This is a genomic window from Neosynechococcus sphagnicola sy1 (assembly GCF_000775285.1).
In the GTDB taxonomy this organism is placed as follows: domain Bacteria; phylum Cyanobacteriota; class Cyanobacteriia; order Neosynechococcales; family Neosynechococcaceae; genus Neosynechococcus; species Neosynechococcus sphagnicola.
On record NZ_JJML01000008.1, the window covers coordinates 53085 to 78837 of the forward strand.

Consider the following 25753-nt stretch of genomic DNA (forward strand, 5'->3'; position numbering starts at 1 on the left):
CTAGTGGATAAACCATCGTTGTCAGCCATCTGTGATTCCTCTCCCTGCCATCCAGAACTTAAGTCATCCACTGGTTGTCGCGTCCTCTGGCTCAATCGAGATCAACTCCCAGAAAATGATCTAAAAATCGAGTACGCCAGATGAGACGCAAAATCAAGCACCACTCTAAAGCCACGCAGCCAATAAAGAGATAACTGAAGTTACTTAAGCGAGACAATTCAAAAAATTGACGAAAAGCCGGAACCGCAACAATCACAAAGTAGCCCCCTAGGAGCACAACCGCAACCATGGCATAGCGCCAATCACCACTCAGGGGCTCTCCCCCCACCCAGGCGGTCGTTGGCGGCTTGAGAAAGGGGATTAGCAGCAGTTGCCCCATGATCAAAATCGTCACCAGGGCGGTGCGGGGAATTGCCAGATCGACATCGGTGAGTTCGGCCTCAGGAGGGAGATCGAGCACCGCTACCACTAGATAGAGCAAATAGATCAGTAACGATACCAAGGCCAGACTGAGACTGGCCGGGACAATGAAATGCAACATCGAGCGCACCATGCTGCGTCGGGGTAGGGCACCTGGTGTCGCCCAGACGGGAATGAACATGGTGGGGAAGCCGACCCCAATCAGGGCAATGATGGCACTTTGCTTATTTTCCAGGGGAAAGCTATCGGTGACCACCGCCGTGGCAAAAATCAGCAGGGTGACACACAAACCGCGTACCATAAACAGTTTCATCGCATCCTGTACCCCATTGCGAATCCGTTGACCTTCGAGAAAGGCTCGGGGTAAGGCGGCAAAGGAGTCATTGAGCAACACAATATCCGCAACCCCACGGGTGGCTTTGCTGCCACTTTCCATGGCGATCGCCAGATTGGCTTGTTTCAACGACAGCACATCATTGACCCCATCCCCCGTCATAGCGACATAGCGCCCGGAGTCCCGAAGACAGCGCACCAGCCGTGCCTTCTGATCGGGGGTAATTCGCCCAAAGATCGTACTGGTTTGAGCCACTTGGGCAAATTCTGCCGGATCCATCTGGGCAAGCTCCTGACCGGAAACCACCTTGATGTCAGACTGGAGTCCAGCCTGTCGAGCCAGGGCGGCAACGGTTTGGGGATTGTCCCCGGAAATAATTTTGACCTCAATACCCGCACGGGCAAACCCATCCAGGGTGGCTTTCGCTTCGGGACGCAGGGTATCGCCAAAGATCAGAATTCCCAGGGGCGTCAGGGGCGTTGGTAATTCAGGTGGGTCGGCGATCGCCAGTTCTCCTGGGTGATGGGCAAACAACAAGACCCGCAACCCCTGTTCGGTTCCAGCCTGAATCTGGGGTTGCAGGGTTGCGATCAAAGGGGTGACGGCTGCCAGAATTTCTGGGGCTCCCAGGACATAACTGCCGGGGTAATCGGGATGGTCAAACGCCAAAGCACTCCATTTTCGCGCCGAGGAGAAGGAAACTTCTGCCGCGATCGGGCGCACTTGACCTGGACAGACAGCGGCGATCGCCTCACTGGTGCGGTTGCCACTCTGGGTCGTGGCTGCATAATCCCCCAGGATTGCCAAGAGTTCGGCTTCGGGCAGATCAAGGGCCAGGACGGTTTGTAAGTGGATTTGATTGGTTGTCAAGGTGCCAGTTTTGTCTAGGCACAATACATTGATATTGCTCAAGGACTCCACTGCATTGGCCTGTTGGATCAACACATTCTGTCCCAACATCCGCACGGCTCCCAAACCGTAGGCCAGGGTAATGGCCAACAATAAGCCTGCGGGTACTAGTCCAGCAATCACCGCTACCCGCTGCACCACATCGTTCAGGGAATGCACCCGACTGACAAAGCTAATCCCCACTAAAATCCAGAGGAAACAAGCAATCAACTAAAAAAAAACCCCGAATCACCAGGTTAATCTCTTGCTGGAGTGGGGTCTGCATTTGGCGATAGGCTCGGGCTCCGGTCAGTTAACTGATAGGCGGTGGTAGCCGTACCGACCTTCTCGGCTCGGTAGTAGCCACTGCCGCTGACGCAAAAACTCCCTGAATAGACTCCATCGCCCTTCTCTTTGGGAATTAAATCCGATTCTCCTGTCAGCAGGGACTCATCGACCTCCATCCGCTTTTCCCCCACCACCTGACCATCGACTAAAATTTGATCTCCCGGTCGCAGGGGGAGCAAATCCCCCACCACCAAGGCGACCGGATCAACCGTTAGCTCCTCACCCTCCCGAATTACCGTGGCTTGGGGGCGGTGCAGCAGGGCGATTTCATCTAGTTTTTTCTTGGCCCAAATTTCTTGAACAATGTTAACTAATGCCCCCCCAAAGATCACCACCACCACCAACAGGGCATCCCCGACCCGCCCCAGAAATAGAAACACGAGGCAAATGCTAAAAAAACGCGGCGTTGATGAAGGTGAAAATATTTTCCTTCAGGATTTGTCGATAGGGGCGGCTGGTTTGCAGCCTGACATCATTCCCTAAACCAGCGGCCCGTTGCTGAGTGACTTGATCTTGAGTTAAGCCCTGCAACACCACAGTGGCATCTAAAATATCGGACTGACTCATGGAGGAGCGGTGCATAGGGAAAGAGCTGCTGGTTCTAAGCGTCTGTTAAAGTTTGACCGGAGGCGATGGCATACCAGAAGCGTTGCTAGAACGGGTGCAGTTGCTGTCGCAGGAGATCAAACAGGTTCAGCTCAAACTCTTGGGAGAGGGCTTGACAGACCTTGACCCCTCGGACACTGTTGCCCCGCTGATCCAGGGGGGGCGAGAACACCCCAATGCCCATTAAATTCGGGACGATGGCAATAATGCCACCACAGACTCCACTTTTGGCGGGAAGACCGATTTGGTAGGCCCACTCCCCGGCAAAGTTATACATGCCACAGGTGTACATGACACTGAGGATATCTTTGATATACTGACCTGCGATCGCCCGCTCCCCTGTGAGTGGATTGACACCATGATTGGCCAGAGTAGCAGCCATAACGGCCAAATCTCGACAGGTGACCATGACCGAACATTGCTGAAAGTACAAATCCAGGGATTCTTCAATTGGTTCGTCGATCATGCCGAAATTCAGCATGAGATGGGCCATGGCGCGATTGCGATGTCCGGAGGTGCGTTCAGAGACAAACACCGCTCCATCTAAGTAAACATCATGGCCGATATAGCGCCGAAACATTGACAGCAGGCGGTTGAGTCGTTCCGCTGGCCCCTGGCCCTGAATCAGACTCGTCGTGGCGATCGCCCCGGCATTGACCATTGGATTATAGGGACGCTTGGAATGTTCATCCAAAATAATGGCATTGAAGGCATCCCCCGTGGGCTCCACACCCACCTTGGTGAGCAAGTAATCCCGCCCATGATCTTCGAGGGCAAGCCCATGAACAAAGACCTTCGAAATCGACTGAATGGTGAAGAGTTGTTGAAAATCCCCCACCTCAAACACCTGCCCATCCACCGTCACCAGGCAAATGCTGAACAAGTCAGGGTTCACCTTCGCCAGTTCGGGAATGTAGCTTGCCACCTTGCCGATCCCCCACGGGGGTGGTACTGCTGGGTGCAGCGCCTCTAGAAAGGCTTGCAGATCTGCGGGATGGTTTTTCAGCCTGGTAATGCCGTTTTCAACTGCTTCAAGCATAGGGATTTCAGCGCTACCGTTGACGGGAAACGTTTAGGAGTTGGAACCGGGTTGTTGATCATCTAACCATGCTGCCCACAGATCCGGTCGGCGATCGCGGGTACGGTGGTGTTGTTGTTCAGCCCGCCACTGGGCGATCGCCCCATGGTTGCCTGAGAGGAGCACCTCCGGCACCGCCCACCCCTGAAACACAGGGGGTCGGGTGTACTGGGGATAATCCAATAGTCCAGCTTCAAAGCTTTCAGCTTTTAAAGACGCTTCCTTCCCCACTGTGCCGGGTAACAGCCGCACCACGCCATTCATCAGTGCCAGAGCTGGAATCTCACCGCAGGTGAGCACAAAATCTCCCAGGGAAACTTCCCGATCCACTAGATGGAGCACCCGCTCGTCCACGCCTTCGTAGTGACCACAGATAATCACCAGTTGCTCGTAGTTACTGGCAAATTCCTTTAACAGCTCTTGCTTTAGGGGTTCCCCTTGGGGTGTCATCAACAACACCAGCCCGGGGGGAGAGGCTGGGGAGGGATGCCACTGCGGCAAAAATCGGCTCTGGCTTCATCAGCATTCCCAACCCCCCCGCCATAGGGTTCATCATCCACCCGATGGTGTTTATCCGTGGTGAAGTCACGGGGGTTTGTCAGGAAAACCACTGCGATTTGCTTCGTCAGGGCTTTCCCCAAGAGTCCCGAAGTCAGGGGGGAACTAAAAAAATCAGGAAACAAGGTGACAATATCAATGCGCATATCCCCTCCCCGAGGCTCGGAGAGCAGTCTTGGGCGGAGAGCTAGGTCGCATCGTTGACCATCGCCCCTCGTAAAAATCTACGTGCTGCACAGGAGATCTGGCTGACAGTGACAACAGAGCTATGCTAGATCAGCCCCGACCAGAGATCTAGTGCTTATCCGCAGTCATGGCCATGGAGAGGGGAGAAGTTTTACTGCTGCGCCGAGGACAGACCGGGTTGCCACCGTCGTAATTGAAATCCCAGCAATACCCCCAGCCCCACCAGCGTGGTGAGGTAGATGAGAGTGATGATCCGCACCCGCAGGGGTGGTGCTACCCCCTCCACTTCCAGGATCTGCCCCACTTGAAAGGGGCGAAATTGCCGCTCTGCCCCTACCTGGGGAGCTGCCTCCACGGTAACTTGGTGAGCAGCCCCATCAAAAAATTGTTGCTGCCAGACAAATTGTCCCTGGGGATCTGGAATCCCTTCATAGGCAAAGGCAATCCAGTGATTTTCCAGTTGGGTGGTTGTGATCCGCAACAGCACATCGGTGGCGGGTTGATGGGTTTGGGTGTCCATCACTTGTACTTGTAAATGAGCGGGTTGGCCGACTCTGGCATGGCTATCGCCGGAGAGGTGCATTTCCCATCCCTGAGATCGAGCCTGGGTGGGGATCTCAACCGCAGGCGGCACTTCCATGTCGTGGGACATTCCCATGTCGTGTGACATAGCCATCGAATGGGGGGATGGAGCCAGTTCGGCGCTGATGTTGATCCAGAGCAGGGCTGCGATCGCCACCACAATAGCCCCACTCAGCAATAGCCGCACGGATTGCGGCGCGATTGCTCCCGGCTGGATTGCGGATCGCTCTCCGATGACCCCAGCCCCCCCCGGAGGCCGACCATCAATAAAACTCACCGCTAGAATGGCAAAGTTGCGATACTTTACCCAGTTCTCCGACACAGAGAAGGTTAGGGTTTGGGCGATCGGGGTAAAGGCATGGGGGACGATTGGGGTGGCTTGCACCCGCAATTGGTAAGTCCCCCGAATCGGTAACATTTGCTGAAGGGTTAAGATCCCTTGGGGGGCGATCGCTGTCATTTCTAGCAGCTCAGTACCTTCCACCATGGGGAAATCCGTTGTCAACCAGGGCGTTGGATTGGGCGTCAAAATTTGCAGATGCAGATTGACATTCTCCAGGGCATGACCTGCCCCGTCCACTGCTTGCAGGGTCAACTGTACCGGAGTCTGGGGGCTGGTGGCCTCGGCTTCAAACGGCATTATCTGTTGGACAGAGGGCATTGTGGTCAGTCGCACAGACGGTGGGGAAGACTGAGAAACCCCTACCAACCCATAGAAAAATATACCCATCAGGCAAGCCGCACTGATGAGAACAGAGAACTTGAATTTTGACATTACTTAACCCTGAACTTTCACCACACCTGTTGGAAATAGCCAGCCCTTAATGACAACCCACCAGCAAGGTATGATGACGCAGGGAATGAAACTGGTCATGAATGGGCGGATACGTCGTGAAGTAGAGCGTCCAGAGTGTGAGGGAACAGAGCGAGAGGTAGAGGGTCGCTTGGACAGGCGTTGAGAGCGTCCAGCGCCGAACCTGTTGCTGAGTCGAAATCGGAGATTGAGCCGTCATCTTATACCTCGCAGATGAGTGGAGCATGGTAGAAGCAGCGGCGGGCATTCTGGCTGAAGAGCGCCAAGGAGCAGCTCTTTCACAGTTGCGGGACAGCGTTGGGCTTGCACCAAACTTTCCCCGTTTCCTCTGATGGCTGATCCCCACCAGAACCGTGCTAAGTGTTTCTGAAGTTTACTTTACTAAGTCCGCATCGAGACCATTTTGTAACATGTATCTTGATTCGGTTAAGGCAACCGCAACGCCGTCTTACCTCAGTTTTTGACCTGGTAAAAACCAGGAGGGAACTGTCGTGCTGGGTTAAAGTTTCCGGGTACTGGCCCGGTCTACTGCTGCCAGCCTGGGATCGTTCCCGATGAAAAGGGTATAGATCAAAAAACAATATTGGCAGTCACCAACATTGCAGCATACCTCCCCCCCATTTTACTCAGATCAGCTGTTAAAGATCAGAATTAGTTATTTTGCCATACCAAACAGACTCGATCTGGTCAGCGATCGCTAGGGCTTGGGCACGACATGCCTGGTCGAGGAGCACGGTCACATGGCCCAACTTGCGCCCTGGACGGGATTCCGTTTTCCCATACCAATGGACAAAGGTCTGAGGCATGGCTGCTAGGGCTTGCCGATTGAGCCAGTAGTCACTTTTGGCATATTCATAGCCCAGGAGGTTGACCATCACGGCTCCCGGACATTTCAGAGCCGGACTTCCCAGGGGTAGCTGACTCACGGCTCGCAGGTGTTGCTCAAACTGGGAGGTCTCACAGGCATCGAGGGTGTAGTGACCGGAATTATGGGTGCGGGGTGAGATCTCATTAACCAGCAGTTTGCCCTCAGCGGTGTAGAAGAATTCAATGCCAAAGACACCAACGGCCTCCAGTGCGGTCAGGAGGGTTTGGGCGATCGCTTGAGCCGTTTGAATCACTTGAGGCGGCAGATCGGCAGGTACCAATACCCGGCGACAGACCTGTTGATGTTGCTGGGTTTCAACGACGGGATACACCACCACTTCCCCCATTACCGATCGGGCGGCAATCACTGCCAGTTCTCGTTCAAAGGGAATGAAAGCTTCAATCAGAGGTGCCGTCAACCAAGCTTTACTGGGGTCTTGATGCTGACTCCACGCCAGATCCAATGCCGCCTGGTCGGGAAAGATCAAGGTGCCTTGACCATCGTAGCCGCAGCGTCGGGCCTTGAAAACCACCGGAAAGGTGGGGGTAAAGGGTGTTACCAGGGCTTCTCCCCCGATAGTCCAGGGTAAAAAACGGCGGGAACCGGCAGACCCAGTTGCTGGAGAAAACAACGTTGCTGGTACTTGTCTAGGAGGGGGGTCCAGGGCTGTGAGACTGGGGCGAAAGCAAACCCCCGTGAGCCGCTAAGGCAGAGAGAGCTTCGAGATCAATAAATTCATTTTCAAAGGTGATCACCTCACAGTAGGTTGCCAATGCTGCCGTGGCTTCCCTATCTGCGATCGCCGCCAAAATGGTGTGAGATGCCCCAGCCACGGCTGGATCGCTGGCATCGGGGGTTTGAACCACCAGCTCAATTCCCAGGGAGGGAGCGATCGCTGCCATCATCCCGGCGAGTTGTCCCCCGCCAATTACACCGACTCGCTGCAGGAAGCTCATCCGCTCAGCCACACCCTAAGGAGTCCCTGGTTGCCACCCCGGTCTTGGAGTTGACCCCACTGGCTTGTTGACAGAGGCTTTTTAATTGGGCTCCATCCAAAATCGCATCGCTAAAATCTGCCCCGGTGATCTTTGCCCCTGTAAATAACGTTCTCAGCAAAATCGACCCACTCAACACCGCGTCCTCTAAATTCCCTCCCTGCAAGTTCACCTGATCCACCATAGCGTTGGACAAATCTGCCCCCTGTAAATTCACCTTGGTCATGGTTGAGCCACTTAACACCGCGCCGCGCAGGTCAGCACCGGCAAAGTTGGCAAATTCCAGATTGGCATTGGAAAACTCGGCGGTGGGTAAACTCTGTCCAGAAAAGTCCCGACGAGAAAGCTCGGCGTTACTAAAAGAAAGAGGAGGAGGGAAATCCGCAGCCAGAACTGGAGGGACTCCCAGCAGGAGGACAATCACCAGTAACCCTGTCAGTAGGAAGCGCAGCGAACCAGAAAATTGCATGGAGGTTGAGGGAAGGAGACGATGGCTTCGGGAGGCTGGACGATGTGCTAGGGTGGGGACACAGAGGGACTATCCTCCCATCAAGCGCCACCCACTAGCTAAGATCCTAGTTTAAAACCCCCGCCAAAAATGTCGAACTTCTTACTGACTTGGCTTATCTCTGCATTCTCGTTGCTGATCACCGCCAAACTGGTTCCGGGATTAGTGGTCAGTGGAGTGATTCCAGCGGCGATCGCGGCGATTGTCTTAGGCTTAGCCAATGCCATCGTCAAACCCATCTTAGTGGTGTTAACCCTGCCGTTGACGATTATCACCCTGGGATTATTTTTGTTTGTGGTCAATGCGCTGACCTTTTGGATTGTGGGTAGCGTCACCCCCGGATTTAAGGTGGAAGGCTTTATTCCCGCCCTCTTGGGTTCGGTGGTACTGACCTTGATTTCCAGCCTACTGAACAATCTCCTCAAGTAGGAAGGGTTAACTGCCACATTTCAGCCGTGAGGAAGGGCTTAATGTTCTACGAGACTCAGTCTCTGGATTGCTGGAACCATCACGGTATCTCCGGCTGCCATGAGCCTGGGAACCTGGGTGCATAGTTGACCGGGAGTCCCCAACGTTAAATCCGGGGGGAATGCACCGGGTGTCAAAGCCCCCGAGGTTGCAGTGCCGTTCTCAGATAATCACCTTGAGATCATTCAGGATCCCCGCCCCCATGACCCGTGCGCCCCTCAGCTGGACAGACCTAGAAGCACTCACAGCCTTGCAAGTTGATCCGGTCAATGGCCCCACCAATGCCCAAGCTCGGTTGCGCCTCTTCGGTCACACTGAAGCGGAGGTCAGGCTGACGCTTTACCGTGATCACCATGCGTGGTGCCCTTATTGCCAGAAAGTCTGGCTGTGGCTGGAGGAAAAACAGATCCCCTACCGCATCGAAAAAGTAACGATGTTTTGCTATGGGGAAAAAGAGAGCTGGTACAAACGCATGGTGCCCTCCGGCATGTTACCTGCGATCGCCTTAGACGGACACCTGATCACGGAAAGCGATGACATTCTCATGGCTCTGGAACAGGTATTTGCGCCCCTGGGACAGGGCATGGAAGACCCCACGGTGATTCCCCTGCGGCGACTGGAACGACTCCTGTTTAGAGCGTGGTGTAATTGGCTCTGCTATCCCACAGGGTCACCCCAGCAAGAGCAACGCCAGCGGCAACAATTTACAGCTGTCGTCGGCCAGGTTGAGACAGCCCTAGCCCGTACCTGCGGTTCCTATTTTCTGGAAGAATTCAGCACCGTCGATGTGATCTTCACCCCCTATGTCGAGCGGATGAATGCCAGTCTCTACTACTACAAGGGCTACTCGCTGCGAGAAGAAAACCCTCACTTATCGGACTGGTTTGATGCCATGGAAAGCCGACCCACCTATCGCGGCACCCAGAGTGACTTCCATACCCACGCCCATGACTTACCACCCCAGATGGGAGGCTGCTGGGAAAATGGTGAGCCTCAAATGCTTCTGAATAAGGCACGGGTTGATAACGGCCCATGGAGTGGGTTGCCCGATGCCACCTACCCAGAGCCAGACAATTCCCGAGGGGAAGCCCTCTCCCGAGTGATCAAGCACCGCAACAACCTGATTCGGGTGAATCCCGCCGATGACCACCTCTTTGAGGTAGCCCTGCGTTGTGCGCTGACCTTGATGATCACCGGGGAAGTCTGCACCCCACCCATGGGATCTGACTCGGCGTTGCGTTATTTACGCGATCGCATTTGTGTCCCTCGGGATATGTCTATTTACGCGGCTAAACGGCTACGGGAAGCACTGGAAAAAACTGCTGCCTTAGTTGGGGCTGGACAAGGTACACCGATTCCAGTTCCACATCGTCGGGATCAAGACCCAGCTAACTTTGCCAGCCCTGCGTAGACATTACTTCGTAGTCCTTGCTCAAACGTCGGCAGGAATTCCACCAGGCAAACGTTCGCTCCGCAATCCATGGTTTGGGTAAAATCTCAAATTCAGCGCTATGACGACAAATCACTTCAACCTCAGCCCCAGTTAATTGGTTGACGACCCGAGCAAAATTGGCTCCAATAAATCCCTGGTCTACCCAGACATTGCTGAGATGCTCAGTAGCAGCCTCGCTCGCTTCGAAGACCACAGCTGCCCCGCCTAAGCGCTCTGGACAACTGGCCTCGATAACAACCACTGCAATCAGCAAACCTAAGGTATCGACGAGGATAAATCGCTTCCGTCCTTTAACCTTTTTCCCTGCGTCGTAGCCGTAGACCTCCCCCTTTTGTCCGTCGTTTTGACGGATTGAGAATCGAGGATAGCAGCGCTTGCCTGAGTTGTCTTGCCAGTCGCTTGCCGAAGTTGGATTCTCAACTGGTCATGGACTGTTGCCAGATGCCTAATCTCTGCCAATGTCGTAGATAGTTATAGACCGTTTGCCAGGGTGGAAAGTCGCTTGGCAACCCTCGCCAAGTACAGCCCTCTCGTTGCACGTAGAATATGGCATTAACAATTTCACGAAAGTCAACTTCTCTCGGATGGCCAATTGCTGATTCAGCAGGGAGCAAGGGTTCTATCACCTTCCACTCGGCATCAGTTAAGTCGCTGGGATACTCTTTGCGAAGCATCTTGTTAGAATTGAGTGCTGACTTCAGCTTCACTCACGAGGTTTGCTTCTAACTTGCAACTTCTTCTTTCTTTGGAAACAGACTCTAAGAGGATGTTTTAAAAGTCTTCCTGGGTGTATCCAACCACTCAGACCACCTAGAGACCGCTACGACAGAATCAGGGTTTATGGATTTTAGATTGCACCACTGAGTCGTATTTGAGGCTCAAGCCGACCCTTTTAAAACATCCTCTAAAGCATCAAGATTCATAATGACTAGAATTGTATCTGCAAATCATAGAGATTTTCCATAACAGTCATTGGTTTAGAGAGGTCATGAAATTCCGCATATCTACCGTAATTCCAAAATTTTATTCAATTTATTTATATTAATACAGTTTGAATTAAATTCTGGGGATCTAAATTTTGGTCACGAGATTTAATTTAAACCAAGGTGCATTAGATCAAATGAAATACTGGCGATAAAATTGGCTTCAAAAGCTTTCCCATAAAGCTTTTGGGCTTATAGTTAATTTTTGTTAAAAATTGCGTAAAAACCGGAAAAACTGCTGATACCAGGTAGAAATTTTCAATTACTTGAGTGCCAGACAATTTTAGATTTTTTCTAAGAAATCCGTTGAATTTGTGTTTTTTAGCGTACAGTTCAAACTAGTTAAATCATTTATGGTTTTCTCAATTCACACGCTTGAACTCAACACTTCAACTCAACAAAACTTCAACTCAACATAGGTAATCATCATGAATTATCTGAAGGGGATACTTGTTTCTGCTGCTTTTACCTCTCTTACCCTGACTGGAGTCTCAATGACCTCTGCAGTAGTGGTGGCAACGCCCCTACCTTCGTCGCAGACTGCACCTGCTCCCAAGAAGAGTTGTCAGCCGCTCTCACTGCGAGTCGAAACCGCAGGTCGGCCTTTGAATATTCGGGCCAGTAGCAATCTCAATGCTCCCGTTGTGGGCACCATCCCTAACGGGACCTTGATCGCTGCCAGAACCTTAGATCCGGGCAAGCACTGGGCAGCGATTACCACTCCTTCTGGGGGGAGTGGGTGGGTTTCTACAGATTATCTGACCCTACCAAACCAGCCTGGTAAGAGTTTCCTGGTTGCAGCTTGTACCTTTTATTGCCCAGGCTGTCCTTTCCCACCCAAAACCTGCTGTCTGGTTTGCTAAATCGTCGATTTTTCTGCTTCCCCGACCCCTTAGTGCAGACTAGGGGGTTGTTTTATGGAAGCTCCATCCCATTTAATACAAGCAGAGTCATCCCTGGGAAGGCAGATTAATATGGTGCGGTGCTGTCAAAACCCCAGAAATTTTATCAGCTGTCTAGTAGTTTTTGGGTTGGCCACGAGTCAGAGCAACGGATGCATTCAGGCTGCCAGTGCTCAAATCACCCCTGACTCAACTTTGGGAGCGGAGCAGTCGGTTGTTGTCCCCAATGTTTCCTTCAACAACCAGATGGGCGATCGGATTGATGGAGGGGCAATCCGTGGTGGCAACTTGTTCCATAGCTTTCTGGACTTTAATATTGCCTCGGGGCGTGCAGCCTATTTCACCAATCCCAGCGGGGTAAGCAATATCTTCAGTCGCGTTACGGGCACGAGTATCTCTAACATTCAGGGAACTTTAGGGGTTTTGGGCACCGCGAACCTATTTTTGATCAACCCCAATGGGATTCTATTTGGGCCTAGAGCCAGCCTGGATCTGCGGGGTTCTTTTGTCGGTTCCACGGCCAGCCAGATTCAGTTTGCTGATGGTACGCGATATAGTGCGCGGGATCCCCAAGTTTCGCCATTACTCACCGTCAGCCTGCCCATTGGGTTGCAATTTGGAGACAACCCCGGAGCCATTATCCAGCGGTCCCAAGCCATTAACCCGATCTCTCCCAATTTTGCCGGGGAACCGGGGGGACTTGAGGTTGATCCCGGTGAGACCCTGGCATTGATTGGGGGTGAGATCCTGCTGGAGGGGGGCAATATCACCGCGCCCAGCGGTCGGGTAGAGTTGGGGAGTGTTGGTAGCAATGCCCTGGTGAGTCTGCAGCCTGAAGCGCAGGGCTGGAGCTTTAGCTATGGAGGGGTTTCAGCCTTTCGAGATATTCAAATTACACAGCGTCAGGAGCAGACATCGCTGATTACTTCTGTGATTGATGTCAGTAGTAGTCTGACCCTAGGACAGCCGTTGCCGAGTGGAGAAATTCAGTTACAGGGTCAACACATCAAGATTAACGAGGGCACGGAAATCATCGCGGCTAACTTGAGTGATCAGCCCGCTAACAGTCTGCTGATCAATGGGTCGCAGTCCGTGGAACTCTCGGGCAGTCAGGGTGGAGGGAGCATGATTGTGCTAGCTCTGGGAGCTGGACCTGGGGGGAATTTAATCATTAACACCCCATCCCTCACCGTTCGTGATGGTTCACAAATTACCACAACCACATTGGGCAGCGGTCGAGGCGGCAATCTGATTATCAATGCCCCGGCCCAAGTCGAGATTACGGGCGGGACACGGAACCAGAGTGGCCAATTGCTCCTCAGTACGCTCTTTGCTGGGACAGCAGGCAGTGGTGATGCTGGCAGCATTACGATCAATACCCCCCGGCTTTCGATCTTGGATGGGGGGTAGGGTGTCCACGGAATCGACACCGGTTGCATTTACTTCTTCAACCGTGACGGGACGGGGGGGGTACTTGATCGTCAGAGCCTCTGAGGCTGTGATCCTGGATCATGGCACGATGACAGCCAGGTACCCAGGGGGGGGGGAATCGCTGGCAATATTGACATCACGACTCCCCAACTCATCTTGGATGCAGCATCCTTGATTGCCGCCATTGCCCAGCCTAATTCCGTTGCCAATGGCGGCAATATTTTCATCCAGACGGGCAATTTGCAGATCCTGAATGGTTCGGAAATCTCGGTGAGTGATTTGGGTGCTGGGGACGCAGGTAATTTAAGGATCTCCGCTAAGGAAATTCTGCTAAGCAATCAAGGGCGGATTTCTGCCCAATCGGCCTCTGGAGAGGGAGGCAATATTCAGTTAGAGGTGCAAGATTTGTTGTTGATGCGTAACCGCAGCGATATTTCCACCACCGCTGGACTGGCCGGATCGAGGGGAAATGGGGGGAATATTTCGATTCAAGCTCAGAATATTGTGGCCTTGGATCGGAGCTTGATTACAGCCCAGGCCTTTGAGGGTCAGGGGGGCAATATTCGGGTAGTAGCCCGGGGGGTTTTTCTGTCTCCCGACAGCTTCATTAGTGCCAGTACGCAGTTGGGCATTGCCGGGACGGTGGAGGTTAATCAGCTGGAACAACCCCCCGAAGCGGGTCTGGTTGCCCTACCTGCAACGGTGGAGGATATTTCAGGTTTGGTTGATCCCACCTGTGCCGGACTGCGAGGGAGAACCCCCAGTGAATTTTATGTGACGGGGCGCGGCGGTGTTCCCGAGAGCCCCGATCAGCCAATGGTGGAGCATAGTCTGCTCCAGGATCTAGGAACGCCTGTAGCCACCCATGAGGGCAATCGAGCAGGACGGCCTATCTCCTTTCCTAGCATTACCCAGCCCCAATCTGAGCAGATTGTGGCTGCTCAAGGCTGGGTGATAAACTCTCAAGGCAATGTTGTCCTGACCTCTACTCCCTATCCTGCTACTGATGGGAATCCTTGGCTGACCTCTGTTGTTTGTCTGCACTAATATGGGATACCGCCATTGCAGACGTAGGTTGCTCCTGGGTCTGTTCCTGGGTCTATTCCCTTCGCAACCGCTTTGGGCACAGACAAATCCCTCACGCATCGAACCGTTTCACGAGGCTGTCCCGCAGCAACTTGACCCGTTGCTGACCCGGCCTAACCTGCCGCTGGAACCCGCTGTACCCACCCCATCTCTGCCACCACCGGAGACTCTTTTACAACTATTACCCCCATCCGAAGCACCAGAACCAAAGCCCTCCGTTCCTGGCAGTATCACTGTTAAGCGGTTTGAAGTCATGGGGAGCACAGTTTTTACCCCCGAAGATCTCGCCCAAGTGACCGCTGCTTTCACGGGGCATCCGATTTCATTTGCCGAGCTACAGCAGGCTGCCGCAGCCGTAACCCAGCACTATATCCAAGCTGGTTACATCACGACAGGAGCCTTGATTCCATCGGGACAGGTGATTACAGCCGGGATCGTGAAGATTCAAGTGATTGAAGGCACACTAGAATCGATTCAAATTACCGGAACCCACAGGCTGAACCCGAACTATATCCGCAGTCGTTTAGCCCTGGGAGCCAAGATACCACTGAATGTACACCAGGTGTTTGCAGCTTTACAATTGCTCCAACTGAATCCTTTGATTGCGAGTTTGTCTGCGAATCTGACGGCCAGTGCCCATCCAGGCAAGAGTGTTTTGGAGGTCAAGATTACTGAGGCTCCAGCCTTTGATGCTGAATTGACCTTTGATAATGGTCGCTCACCCTTGGTCGGGGGGCAATCAACGGGGGCTGGCGCTGGTGCAAGCAGATTTGCTGGGGCAGGGAGATAGCATCCGGGTTGCCTATACCAACACCGATGGCAGCAATGAAGTCAATGTTGCCTATGCCCTCCCGGTTAATGCCCACAATGGAACCTTCCGGGTGCGCTATGACCGTACCTGGAGTCAGGTAATTGAACCCCCTTTTGCAGAACTGGACATTCGTGGCAACTTGCAGGAGCTGGATCTCAGCTTTCGCCAACCAGTGATTTTGACCCCTGAACGCGAGGTGGCACTGGGTGTCGGTGTGTCTCACCAAGCATCTGAGACTTTCATTTTGGGAATTCCCTTTCCCCTGTCTCCGGGTGCCGATGAACAGGGACACACCCGTCTGTTGGTGGTGAACTGTTTTCAAGAGTGGACACAACGGGGACAAGACTCTGTTTTTGCTGCTCGTTCTGAACTCAGTGTGGGCTTGGGAGTTCTGGATGCAACGCTGCAAGAGACTCCCCCCGATGGGCAATTTATTGTTTGGCGTGGACAGTCCCAGTGGGTGCTGCAAATCAGGCCGGATACGCTCGTTTTGCTCCGATCGGATTTGCAACTGGCGAACCGCCCCCTTGTTCCCCTGGAACAGTATGGTTTGGGGGGACTGGAGAGTGTGCGGGGTTACCGTCAGGATGCACTGCTGACGGATAACGGAGCCTTTGCCTCAGCAGAATTGCGTGTCCCGATCTATCGAACGACCCACGGACGAGGCTTGTTACAGTGGACTCCTTTTCTAGAGGTAGGGAGAGCTTGGAACAGTGGGGGACGGGCAAATCCCAACCCCAATTTCTTGGCGGCCGTGGGCATGGGCGTGCGGTGGCAGTGGAGCGATCGCGTGCTGGTGCGCTTAGAGTCGGGGGATTCCCTTGGTGGCGCTAGACACCCCGTTGACCCGAACCCTCCAGGATGATGGTTTGTACTTTTCCGTGGTTGTGAATCCCTTTTGACAACGGTTCGAGGCTCCCATGCGTGATGGTCAGTCCCATCAACTCCGGCAAATCTGGAAGCAGCTCCTGCGGTTCTGGCTCCCCTTCAGTCTGGCATTTTGCTGCAGTTTCGTTGGGCAGGTAGTGAGGGGACAGCTCGCGATCGCGAGCTGGGAGATCCCCCCGAGCGCAATTCGCTGCTGTTCCCCAGGTGGAAGCTGGCAATGCAGCGTTTACCGCTGGACAGTTGAGTCTCGCCATTACCATCTGGCAGCAGGCACTCCAGCAGTATCAGCAACAGGATGACCTCTTGAATCAGGCAATGGTGCTGGGGAATCTAGCCTTGGCCTATCAGGAATTGGGACAATTCGCAGCAGCAAACCAAGCGATCGTGAGGAGTTTAAAATTGCTCCCAGCCCAGGTACAAGGCTCCCAGCCCACCGTTGCCCTGGTTTTAGCTCGGGTTTGGAACACTCAGGGAAGTTTGCAGTTTCGCCAGGGGCACTATGAAGCCGCACTCACAACCTGGCAACAGGCCACCGCAGCCTATACTCAGGCCCAGGACACGGTGGGGATGATCCGCAGTCGCCTTAACCAGGCGCAGGCACTCCGTGCCCTCGGGCTCTATCACCAGGCAATGACCCTGCTGCAACAGCTTAACCAAACCCTGCAACAGCAGCCGCAGTCATTGATCACAGCTGTTGCCTTGCGGAGTTTGGGGGATACCCTGGGGGTCATCGGGGATCCCCATTTAGCCCAGCAAACCCTGGAGCGGAGTTTGGCGATCGCCCGTAGGTTGGAGAATTCCCCCGCGATCGCGGCGGCATTGTTGAGTCTAGGTAATACCGCTCGTGCCCAAGCCAATGTCTCATCGGCCTTAGCCCTCTATCAGCAGGCTGCAACCACAGACCCCCCCCTCGTCCCCGTTACAAGCTCAGGCACAACTCAATTCCCTGAGTTTAAGCGTCGATCTAGGGCAATGGGCCACTGTTGATCAACAGTGGCCGCAGCTCCAAGCAGCGTTGCTGAAGCTGCCCCCCAGTCGTGACGCCACCGATGGCATGGTTAACCTTGCCCAGAGCTTGATCCGCCGCCGCCTGCAAGACCCCCCCCSTCCCTAGCTGGCTCTCCCCCTGGACTGCGATCGCTCAAATTTTGGCAACCGCTGTGCAGCAGGCTCAAGCCTTGGAAGATCCACGATCGCAGTCCTTTGCCCTGGGTTCTCTGGCCATGGTGTATGAGCACACCCAGCAATGGCAATCGGCTCAACACCTCACCCAGCAGGCGTTACAAATCCTGCAGTTTAGTCCAGATCTGGCCTACCGCTGGCAATGGCAGCTGGGTCGGATTCTCAAGGCTCAGGGCGATCGCACAGGGGCGATCGCCGCCTATGAAGCTGCCTTACAGTCGCTCCAGACCATTCGCGGCGACTTGGTCGCCATGAACCCCGCAGTGCAATTCTCCTTTCGTCAGAGTGTGGAACCAGTTTATCGGCAGTTGGTGATGCTGCTGTTGCAAATGGGAACTCCTACCCAGGCCGATCTGCGACAAGCTCGCAGCACCATTGAAGCCCTGCAACTGGCGGAGTTAGATAATTTTTATCGAGCTGCCTGTGTCTCTGCTAACCCGATCCTGCTGGATCAGGTTGTCGATCAGGTAGACCCCGCTGCCGCTGTTGTTTACCCGATCATTTTGGCAGACCATCTGGAGGTAATTCTGAAATTGCCCCGGCAACTGGAGTTGCAGCACTACTCGGTGTCCCTCCCCCCTGGTCAGGTGGAGAAGATTCTCGAACAGTTACAACAGCAACTGACTCGCCCTTATACCACTCCAGAGGGGAAAGCCCTTGCCCGCCAGGTCTATGACTGGTTGATCCGCCCTGCCGAAGCCATGTTAGCCCAGTATCAGGTGGAGACCCTTGCCTTTGTCATGGATGGCTCCCTGCGCAATTTGCCCATGGCAGCCCTCTACGATGGTCGACACTACCTTGTGGAAAGGTATAGGATTGCTCGCGCTCCAGGTCTCCAGCTCCTCGATATGGCACCCCTAGCGCAGCAGCCTTTACAAGTCCTGAAGGGTGGTCTCACGGAGGCGCGGCAAGGCTTTGCAGCTCTACCCTACGTAGGGCAAGAACTGAGGGCAATTCAATCAATCATGCCGGGTCGTACCCTGTTGAACCAGGCGTTTACCGTCGCCAATCTCCAGCAGCAATTTAATGCCCACCCCTTCTCGATTGTCCATCTTGCCACCCACGGTCAGTTCAGTTCTAGATCGGCAGATACCTTCCTCCTAGCCTGGGATCGACGGATTAATGTCAATGAATTGCACGAACTATTTTTAGCGACGGATCGCCGTCAAACAGCGATCCAACTGTTAGTTCTCAGTGCCTGCAAAACCGCAGCAGGGGATCGACGGGCAGCCCTGGGACTGGCGGGGATTGCCCTGCGGGCTGGGGCACGCAGTACCTTGGCCTCCCTCTGGTATGCCGACGATCAATCCAGTGCCTTGCTGATTCAATCTTTTTACCAGGGATTAGGACAGGGGATGTCGAAAGCCGCAGCGCTTCGCCACGCGCAGCTACAACTCTTGAAAAGTCCAGACTTTCGCCACCCTGCCTATTGGGCTGGATTTGTTCTCCTGGGCAATTGGTTGTAGGAAGTGGTGGCGATCGCCGCTGTCTCTGGGATCAGGGGGACTGGGGCGATCGTCCCTAGTCCTACAGATTCGAGGAGTCCCTGCCAATCCTGCATCCAGACTCCATCCTGGGGGTTCTGGATCCGCAGCTCTGCAAGTAAGGTCAGGGCATCAAACCACAGCCCCTGTTGGGCATAGATCTCCACCTGCTGCTGAGGGCTAGCAACGGCTAACTGTTGTAATAAAGCCTGATTGGGCGGCACTCGCTGAATCCAACCATTGACAGACATAAAGCTCGCGGGGGTCTGGTCACCACAGTAGATCGTAAAAAACCACTGGTAACGTGTTCCCAAGCTGAGGGAGGCAACGGTGGTGGGGAGAGACACCTGCATCAGACCGGGAACCACTGCGGTTCCTTTGAGGATCTTGCGGTAGATGACGTTATCCTGGGCATCTTGGAGCACAAATTCCACCCCATCCTCCGGTTGCAGCGCCACGGGGAGATAGAACCAAAAGCTGGGATAGGGGGTGAGGGTGAGTCCCCCCACCTGCTCTGTCGCCGCCACGACCACGGTCGGCGGCGACTGCGGCGGCTGGGGCATGGCTGGCACCAAGGCCGTCAAAGCTGGATCGCTCACCAGACAGCCCCCACGACTGGCACCGCCACGCCGCCGTCCACTGGGCGCTCCTTGATCCTCGGGTAGGGACGGGAGCACAAACTTCAAGGCTGACGATCGGGGTTGGAGGGTTGTGGGGGACTCTCCTCCAGACTGCCCCGACCTTAGCTGTATTGTTTGGATCACCCTGTCAACCGATCGGGAAGGCTGACTCTCAACCCGCAGAGGCACTATCAACCCAGCCGCCATTAGCAGAAATACGGGGAAGGTAAGCTTCATACCGAAACAGGGAAATGATGACCCCTAACAAATATATTTAAATTTTAGGGGTTACCGATGATTGTGGAAACCGTAGTTGGCTAGAAATAACACCACACTCCCCGTAAGGATACTAGCAAGGGCTGCGGGTACCCAGGGTACCCAACCCCCCATCAAAAACAGACCAAAACAGAGACCCCAGAGACTGAAGACAGCGATCGCCCCGCGCAGTAAGCCAACCCGCCAGCGGGTTCCCGAGATCAGGATGGCTGTTAAAACTGCCCAGCCCCCGATCCAAGCCATTTCTAGAGGCTCCGGCCACACCCATAGCAGCGATCGCCGATCTAAAACAGCACTGAGAATTTGACTGACGAGATGGGCCTGAACAATTACCCCCGGTAGATGGAGACGATTTCCCTTGGCATCAAGATAGGGGGTTCCCCAGTAGTCGTTCGGACTGGGAGCCGTGACTCCAATCAGCACAATACGGTTGTGGAAGCGCTGGAGATCGACCTGTCCAGAGAAGAGATCCTTCAGAGTCACCTGGGGAGCGATCGCGGCTGGGTCTGGGAGGGATCGGTAATTGAGTAAGATTTGGCTACCGCCAGTATCGAGTCCCTGGTAGCCCCCAGACTGGGGATTCAGGGGTTGGATGATCACCGAACCCAACTGTAATTTGTGGTCGGGGGTCAACCGGGGGGGAATGCCCATGGCGGCCAAGTAGCGCAATGCGAGTTGTAAGTTAAAGGCATATCCAGAGGCACAACGGGATGCTGGTGCTGGTATCATCGTCAGTAATTGTCGCCGCAGAATATCATCGGCATCGGGGACAAAATCACTAAACCCCAGGCGATCGGGAGAAATTTCTGGAGGCGGTGCCACTCCTGGATCTTCTAACTCTGGAGCACTGGTTTTGCAGACGGCAATCAGATGTTGATTCTGGTGCAGTTGTCGGATCAAGGGCTGATTTTCAAGATCGGTGGGGAAATCCCGGTACACATCCAGGCCAATCACGCGGGGCTGATAGGGGACTATTGTCCTCAACACCTTTAACAGGGAGCGATCCGAGAGCGATCCCCGTGGCCGCTCAGATTGTTGAGCCTGGATATCTGCTTCTGTGATCGTGACCACGAGCAGGCGAGAATCCGGGCGTTCCGCAGGCCGCAGGCGCAGGAACTGGTCATAGGCATTCAGCTCCCAGGTTTGTAATAGCCCCACTTGCCGCAGCAGCAAGATAACCAGGGTGATGCTCAAGCTCATTGCCCCTCGCTGCCAGAAGTGCAGCTGGGGTCGTAGAGGTGCTTGTCCATGGGTTTGGAGGCTCTGCCAGGTGGGGGGGTGTTCGGCCAGATTCTGGAAAATTACCGGTAACCAAGTGGCACAGGGAAACTGATTTTCCAAGCCCTGGAGGCGTTGTCGCGCTTCACGCACGGCTAAATAGAGGGATTTTCCCCCAGAAAAAGCTTTGAGAAAATACTGTAAAAATGCTTGGGCAACCCGGTCAGGAACCGGCTCGCGCATCACAATCAGCTGGGGAATGGGCAGTTCTAGTAAATTGGGCACCAGTCCCAAGCCATCACAGGAGTTAAAAATTGCCAGCACCAATCCGCCCTCAATGGCCTTACGCAAGGCGTATTTCAGTTGATCTAGCGTCAGATGTTCCCTGGGATTGACAAAGATCCGTCCGGAGCCAGCTTGATCGGGTCGGGAGCTATGCCCGGCAAAAAATAAGATGTCCCAGCCAGCTTCCCAGAGTTGATCCGTAATATCCCGTAAGTTGGGTTCAACCAGGAATTTGACCGTGGCGTTGGGGAGTTGCTCCAGTAACTTGCGGTCTGCCTGAACATCAATGGCCTCACTGTTCCCCAGAATTGCCAGAATTTTCACGGTGCTGCGGGGTTGCCAGCACCGCTCTGGGCGCTCAAACGTGGGATGACTCAAGGCGAGTTCCATCTGGGTATAGCGCTCTAGCAAGGACCATCGATGCCAGGGCAGGCGTTGTAGCAGGGGATCAGCGGTTTGCAAGACCATCTGAATGGGCTCGGTTGCCAGGAGTTTCTCCAGCAGTTTTTCTCGTATTGGTTGCAGTTCTGCCCCACTGAGCCACTGGTTGAGTGCGGCCAGCAGCATCGCTGCGTGGTGCTGACAGTCTCCTAAAAAAGAAATGTTGGTGACTTGGGCGGGGGGTAGCGTCTAGACGTAAACCCCACCCTAGGTTGCGATACGATGTCTGCCACTGAGCATAGAGAGGAGGCAGTTCGGGCATGGGGGGAAAGCGACCGGTGATTTCCAGAAATGGATGCTCCCCGCTTTCCCCCATCTGCAGCGTCACCGGGAATCCCAGCTCAAAGCTGCCTTCACCGATTTTGAAGACCACTAACTTTGTCATCGCGATCGCCCCTTACCCGCCGGAGACTAGATTACAAATGACTCGATAAAGTTCGTTCCCTTCCAGTTCACTTGAACATTGAAGATCTCCCCCACCGAGCCAGCAAATTGCAGTTGGATATAGTTATCAATGCTTCTGGAGCAGGCTTGGAGAAATACGTTACCTGATGCATCAACCACGGCCAGTTGCAAATCTGCGGGTAAAAACAGCGAGTTAGCCCCTGGGTGAACTTGGAGGCGAATGCTTCTGCGAGTGGACTCGGGGGTTGGGAGGGGCATGAATACCGGCAATCTAATTTCTACAATTAAGATTACCGCTAGATCTCCCAATCGCATCTTGAGGTTGACCATCTTGGCACGCCGCACGCCGGTTTCTGCCAAACTATCGGGGGGACAATTCCAGGCCCTCTAATCCCCGAAAGCTGAAGGCTGGATGGCCGTCCATTAAGGCGGCGATCTCCTGCCAGGTTGCGTCAAACTGTCCCTGTAGCCATTGCCCCAGCTGCACCAACGGCCGAGCCTCCATCGGAGGTTGGACACCGAGATCGGCGGCACCTTGGAGGTGATGCAAGTAGGCAACACAGCTTTCGACGGGTTGTAATTGGCTGAGGGACAACTCCTCAACCCCTGCGGTTTGGGTAAACCCTAAAATCGCAGCCTGCCGTTGGGAAGGGTCGATGTGGACGATCACATACCCCAGGCGGTCTTCCCAAACCTCGGGGGGAACGGGGCAAGTTGGCTGATCCGTCCACAGAGGGCGACACTCAAGCCGTCCCAACCCCGTGACCACCAGATCCGCTACATCACTACAGCAGCGGATCATAGGGTTCCAGCTATCCCCCGATTCTAGATCCGTATCAATGGCTAATAGTTGCAGATAGTCTCGCATCACCCAAACCGCGAGGGTGTTATAGTACACCTGTTCAGATTTTTGCGGATCTGGCTGGTCAGCAGCAAAGGTCTGGGCGAATTGCCGTGCCTTTTTGATAATGGGCAGTGGCAAAGCAAAATCATGGATGGAATTCATTAGCATTTACCCCGATTATTGAGTGTCCTATTGTATGTATCGGTGGTTTTCACCAAACTTACGCAGCCGGGGCAAACATTGTCGCTGATAAAAGCTGCTTAAGGTGGACATGGGCACTCCCAAATCCTCAGAAAGCTGTCGCCATGTGGTTGCAGGGGGCAGACGATGTAAAATCAAAAACTGGCAGGTAATCGTGGGGTGATGGTCCAGATGAATCTGCAATTCCTGTTGGGGGTCTTCCTCCACCCAGTCTTGGGTGATCTCGATCATCGGTGGGAGATCCGGAGCCGCCGCTAAGGTTTCGATGGGGTTGGCGGATTCAAAGTTGTCCAGCGGTCGAGGCGTTGGTTCCGAGGAGTGATCCTGAGAAGCCTGATTGTAAAAATCGCTAATTCGCCATCTCAGGTAGGCATTGAGCCATCTCAAGAGTTTACCGCGTTCAGGGTCAAAGCAAGGCCCAGTGGTAGACTCACAGAGATTACGGCAGAGATAGAGCCAGGTCTGTTGCAGTGCATCTTCGTAGTAAGGGGATGAATGATGCCACAGCCGCCCCGACTGACTGATCAGCCGAATCATTTGGGTCAGTCCCTGGCGACGTTCGAGACTGTTGGGGGGGGACTGACAGGTTTTGATCACCAGTCGATTGAGCACGGTCTCGAGTTTTTCGGCTGGCTCATTTGCATCAGCGGGCTGTCTAAACTGTATCGGTGGCAGGATAGTCTCTGGCACCAGCCCTCTCCCAGCATGGCAACATCCAGCCTGCTCAGTCTGAGTTTCACAATGCTTGAGAAACCACAACTGGGATGGACAGGTTTGTCCAATGGTTATTGTTTCACACCTCAAGAGCGTCCAGAAGCTGCGGTTCAAGAATGTCGGCTTGTTCGTGGCGATAACGGGTTATGCTTCCCCTTAATTTTAATCGGGGCGATGAACTTTCAGGAGATCAGCGATGTCTAATAGACTGGTAACGTTACGTGGGGAATTTCAACTATGCTGAAGCTTACCTCAACTGCACTGCTGCTGGCAGCAGCTATGTCTCTGGCGGCGATCGCTGCACCAGCAGCTCAGGCTGGACAGGATCGGAACTACAACAGTGGTCCCTTCCGCACCTCCTATCAGGGCCCCAATGTCAACTATTACAACGGTCCCAACCGTACCCATTACCAGGGTCCCAATGTCAGCTATTACAACGGTCCCAACGTTGACTATGTCCGCGGGTCTAACAATACCTACTATCGTGGCCCCAACAGCGACACCTTCACCCAAGTTCCGGCTGGGCAGGATCGGAACTACTACAGTGGCCCCAACCGCACCGTCTACAACGGTCCCAATGTGGACTATTACAACGGCCCCAACCGGACGCTCTACCAGGGTTCCAATGTCGGCTATTACAACGGTCCCAACGTTGACTATTTCCGCGGGCCTAACAATACCTACTATCGTGGCCCCAACAGCGACACCTATACCAAAGTAGGGAATTAGCAAGTCGCTGATTGACAATGGATACTCGACTCAGCCTGACCCTTGAACTGCTATCCGGCGGCAGAGCCTGCTACGCTCATAGGTGAAAAACCTTCAGGAAAGAGCATGCAGGAGATCTCTGCCGCTTCCTTGTGTCCCCCCGCCGTAATCCAGCCGGACTCCCTCGATATTCAACTCCTAGTCCTGGATATTGACGGCACGATTGCGGGAGAGTCTAATCAAGTGAGCCAACCCGTTTTGGAGGCAATTCAGGCGGTGCAGGCCAAGGGAATTTCCGTGGCGATCGCTACGGGTCGTATGTACTGCTCTGCCCTCCGGTTTCACCAAGCCATTGCCTCCCCCTTGCCCTTGGTGGCTTACCAAGGTGCCCTGATTCGTGACCCGGTGACCGAGACTGTGCATCGGCATTGGGCGGTTCCTGAGGTTTTAGCCCACCAGCTGTTGGACTATTTTGAACAGCCCCATCTGCGATCGCAGCTTTCGGTACATTTTTATGTGGGAGACCAGCTCTATGTGCGAGAGTTGACCCCCGAAACCCTAGACTATGCGGCCCGTTCTGCGGTGACCCCAATCCCCGTGGGAGATCTGCGCCCAGTGTTGCGGGATCAACCTACGAAGGTTCTCGCCCTCAGTCATGATGTGGATCTGATTGAAGACCTGTTACAGACTCTGCGCCAACGCTATGCTCCCACAGACCTTTACTTAACCAAGTCAGTTCCGACCTTTTTTGAAGCGGCAAACCCCAAAGTCAATAAGGGAACAGCGGTGCGCTATTTGGCCGAAGAGTTACTGGGCATTCAGCCTCAACACGTGATGGCGGTGGGGGACAATTGGAACGATCTAGAGATGCTCACCTATGCGGGAATGGGGATTGCCATGGGCAGTGCTCCCCTGTCTGTGCAATCGGTGGCTCAGTGGGTCGCCCCAACCGTAGAAGAAGATGGAGTAGCAGCTGCGATCAAAACGTTCCTACTGTAGCGTCGGTGGTTTTGACCGCTAGGAACTGGGAACCATGAAAATATAGCAATGATGACACAGCTTCAGACATTGTCAGGCTGCAAAATGCCCATTTTAAGCGGCTACCTGACATGTCATCCCAAAGCTTTGGGCAATGGCTATCTTTAAAATCAGAAAGGACACCGACGAC

The 25753-nt window shown here is 54.0% G+C and carries 23 protein-coding genes, 1 other RNA gene, 4 pseudogenes and 1 riboswitch; of the genes and pseudogenes, 12 read left to right on the forward strand and 16 right to left on the reverse strand.

Translation table 11 applies throughout. The annotated features are described in order from the left end of the window. Positions 1-91: 91 nt before the first annotated feature. The 10 genes and pseudogenes from DO97_RS04620 to DO97_RS04650 form a co-directional block, all read right to left on the reverse strand. A complete protein-coding gene (locus DO97_RS04620) occupies positions 92-1873 on the reverse strand; it encodes an HAD-IC family P-type ATPase (protein ID WP_239651450.1) in 1782 nt (593 codons plus the stop codon). 26 nt (positions 1874-1899) lie between these two features. After that, complete coding sequence (locus DO97_RS25890; RefSeq protein ID WP_239651451.1) at positions 1900-2370, reverse strand: P-type ATPase actuator domain-containing protein; 471 nt, start codon at positions 2368-2370, stop codon at positions 1900-1902. 10 nt (positions 2371-2380) lie between these two features. Further along, a complete protein-coding gene (locus DO97_RS25895; protein WP_239651452.1) occupies positions 2381-2572 on the reverse strand; it encodes a hypothetical protein in 192 nt (63 codons plus the stop codon). Positions 2573-2642: 70 nt separating this feature from the next. After that, positions 2643-3527 (reverse strand): annotated as a pseudogene (gene glsA, locus DO97_RS04625) (glutaminase A); the annotation flags it as partial. A gap of 141 nt (positions 3528-3668) precedes the next feature. Beyond that, positions 3669-4378: pseudogene (gene trmD / locus DO97_RS30760) on the reverse strand (tRNA (guanosine(37)-N1)-methyltransferase TrmD). A gap of 191 nt (positions 4379-4569) precedes the next feature. After that, a complete protein-coding gene (locus DO97_RS04635) occupies positions 4570-5775 on the reverse strand; it encodes a hypothetical protein (protein ID WP_036531404.1) in 1206 nt (401 codons plus the stop codon). A gap of 46 nt (positions 5776-5821) precedes the next feature. Next, on the reverse strand, positions 5822-6013 hold the full coding sequence (locus DO97_RS04640; RefSeq protein WP_036531406.1) for a CbtB-domain containing protein: 192 nt from the start codon (positions 6011-6013) through the stop codon (positions 5822-5824). 21 nt (positions 6014-6034) lie between these two features. Further along, positions 6035-6185, reverse strand: a riboswitch (cobalamin riboswitch). 57 nt (positions 6186-6242) lie between these two features. Then, positions 6243-6425: non-coding RNA, 6S RNA (ssrS, locus tag DO97_RS21945), on the reverse strand. A gap of 27 nt (positions 6426-6452) precedes the next feature. Then, a pseudogene (locus DO97_RS04645) lies at positions 6453-7638 on the reverse strand (5-(carboxyamino)imidazole ribonucleotide synthase). Positions 7639-7642: 4 nt separating this feature from the next. Continuing rightward, positions 7643-8146 (reverse strand): pentapeptide repeat-containing protein, encoded by a 504-nt coding sequence (locus DO97_RS04650; protein WP_036531408.1) that lies wholly within the window; start codon positions 8144-8146, stop codon positions 7643-7645. Positions 8147-8275: 129 nt separating this feature from the next. On the opposite strand from DO97_RS04650, the gene DO97_RS04655 reads away from it, so the two are divergent. Beyond that, positions 8276-8614, forward strand: coding sequence for a phage holin family protein (locus DO97_RS04655; protein WP_036531409.1), 339 nt, complete (start codon positions 8276-8278; stop codon positions 8612-8614). A gap of 241 nt (positions 8615-8855) precedes the next feature. Further along, on the forward strand, positions 8856-10064 hold the full coding sequence (locus DO97_RS04660) for a glutathione S-transferase family protein (protein ID WP_036531411.1): 1209 nt from the start codon (positions 8856-8858) through the stop codon (positions 10062-10064). A 4-nt stretch (positions 10065-10068) separates the two neighbouring features. Here the strand turns inward: DO97_RS04660 and DO97_RS30765 are convergent. Beyond that, positions 10069-10780: pseudogene (locus tag DO97_RS30765) on the reverse strand (IS5 family transposase); the annotation flags it as partial. An 803-nt stretch (positions 10781-11583) separates the two neighbouring features. On the opposite strand from DO97_RS30765, the gene DO97_RS04675 reads away from it, so the two are divergent. The 7 genes from DO97_RS04675 to DO97_RS20635 all read left to right on the forward strand — a co-directional run bounded on the left by DO97_RS04675 (position 11584) and on the right by DO97_RS20635 (position 18855). Next, a complete protein-coding gene (locus DO97_RS04675) occupies positions 11584-11952 on the forward strand; it encodes an SH3 domain-containing protein (protein WP_036531413.1) in 369 nt (122 codons plus the stop codon). A 168-nt stretch (positions 11953-12120) separates the two neighbouring features. Then, positions 12121-13401 (forward strand): filamentous hemagglutinin N-terminal domain-containing protein, encoded by a 1281-nt coding sequence (locus DO97_RS04680; protein WP_162182941.1) that lies wholly within the window; start codon positions 12121-12123, stop codon positions 13399-13401. A 177-nt stretch (positions 13402-13578) separates the two neighbouring features. Further along, a complete protein-coding gene (locus tag DO97_RS04685; protein WP_036531416.1) occupies positions 13579-14469 on the forward strand; it encodes an S-layer family protein in 891 nt (296 codons plus the stop codon). Positions 14470-14608: 139 nt separating this feature from the next. Then, positions 14609-15298 carry a POTRA domain-containing protein gene (locus tag DO97_RS24895; protein ID WP_204368479.1) on the forward strand — a complete coding sequence of 230 codons (690 nt, stop codon included), beginning with the start codon at positions 14609-14611 and terminating at the stop codon, positions 15296-15298. Continuing rightward, entirely contained in the window at positions 15219-16184 is a 966-nt protein-coding gene (locus DO97_RS24900) for a ShlB/FhaC/HecB family hemolysin secretion/activation protein (protein ID WP_204368480.1), read from the forward strand. Before DO97_RS24895 ends, DO97_RS24900 begins: the two co-directional genes overlap by 80 nt. A gap of 227 nt (positions 16185-16411) precedes the next feature. Beyond that, positions 16412-17194, forward strand: coding sequence for a tetratricopeptide repeat protein (locus DO97_RS20630; protein WP_052128388.1), 783 nt, complete (start codon positions 16412-16414; stop codon positions 17192-17194). Between the two features lie 161 nt (positions 17195-17355). Further along, positions 17356-18855 carry a CHAT domain-containing protein gene (locus tag DO97_RS20635; protein ID WP_052128389.1) on the forward strand — a complete coding sequence of 500 codons (1500 nt, stop codon included), beginning with the start codon at positions 17356-17358 and terminating at the stop codon, positions 18853-18855. Here the strand turns inward: DO97_RS20635 and DO97_RS04700 are convergent. The 5 genes from DO97_RS04700 to DO97_RS04715 form a co-directional block, all read right to left on the reverse strand. Then, positions 18816-19730, reverse strand: coding sequence for a DUF928 domain-containing protein (locus DO97_RS04700; RefSeq protein ID WP_081980623.1), 915 nt, complete (start codon positions 19728-19730; stop codon positions 18816-18818). The two genes, DO97_RS20635 and DO97_RS04700, sit on opposite strands and share 40 nt — an antisense overlap. 51 nt (positions 19731-19781) lie before the next feature. Next, positions 19782-21839 (reverse strand): CHASE2 domain-containing protein, encoded by a 2058-nt coding sequence (locus DO97_RS04705; protein WP_204368481.1) that lies wholly within the window; start codon positions 21837-21839, stop codon positions 19782-19784. A gap of 285 nt (positions 21840-22124) precedes the next feature. Beyond that, positions 22125-22478: a DUF1822 family protein gene (locus DO97_RS22905; RefSeq protein ID WP_052128391.1), complete on the reverse strand. Its 354-nt coding sequence runs from the start codon at positions 22476-22478 to the stop codon at positions 22125-22127. Position 22479: 1 nt separating this feature from the next. Next, positions 22480-23124, reverse strand: a complete 645-nt coding sequence (locus tag DO97_RS22910) for a DUF1822 family protein (RefSeq protein WP_052128392.1) — start codon at positions 23122-23124, stop codon at positions 22480-22482. Positions 23125-23151: 27 nt separating this feature from the next. Further along, complete coding sequence (locus DO97_RS04715) at positions 23152-23853, reverse strand: sigma-70 family RNA polymerase sigma factor (RefSeq protein WP_239651455.1); 702 nt, start codon at positions 23851-23853, stop codon at positions 23152-23154. Between the two features lie 15 nt (positions 23854-23868). Between DO97_RS04715 and DO97_RS23705 the strand changes: the two genes are divergently transcribed. The 3 genes from DO97_RS23705 (at position 23869) to DO97_RS04725 (ending at position 25584) form a co-directional block, all read left to right on the forward strand. Next, positions 23869-24081: a hypothetical protein gene (locus tag DO97_RS23705; RefSeq protein WP_162182942.1), complete on the forward strand. Its 213-nt coding sequence runs from the start codon at positions 23869-23871 to the stop codon at positions 24079-24081. Positions 24082-24114: 33 nt separating this feature from the next. Beyond that, complete coding sequence (locus tag DO97_RS04720) at positions 24115-24606, forward strand: hypothetical protein (protein ID WP_036531418.1); 492 nt, start codon at positions 24115-24117, stop codon at positions 24604-24606. 105 nt (positions 24607-24711) lie between these two features. After that, positions 24712-25584, forward strand: a complete 873-nt coding sequence (locus DO97_RS04725) for a Cof-type HAD-IIB family hydrolase (RefSeq protein WP_036531419.1) — start codon at positions 24712-24714, stop codon at positions 25582-25584. Positions 25585-25753: the final 169 nt, after the last annotated feature.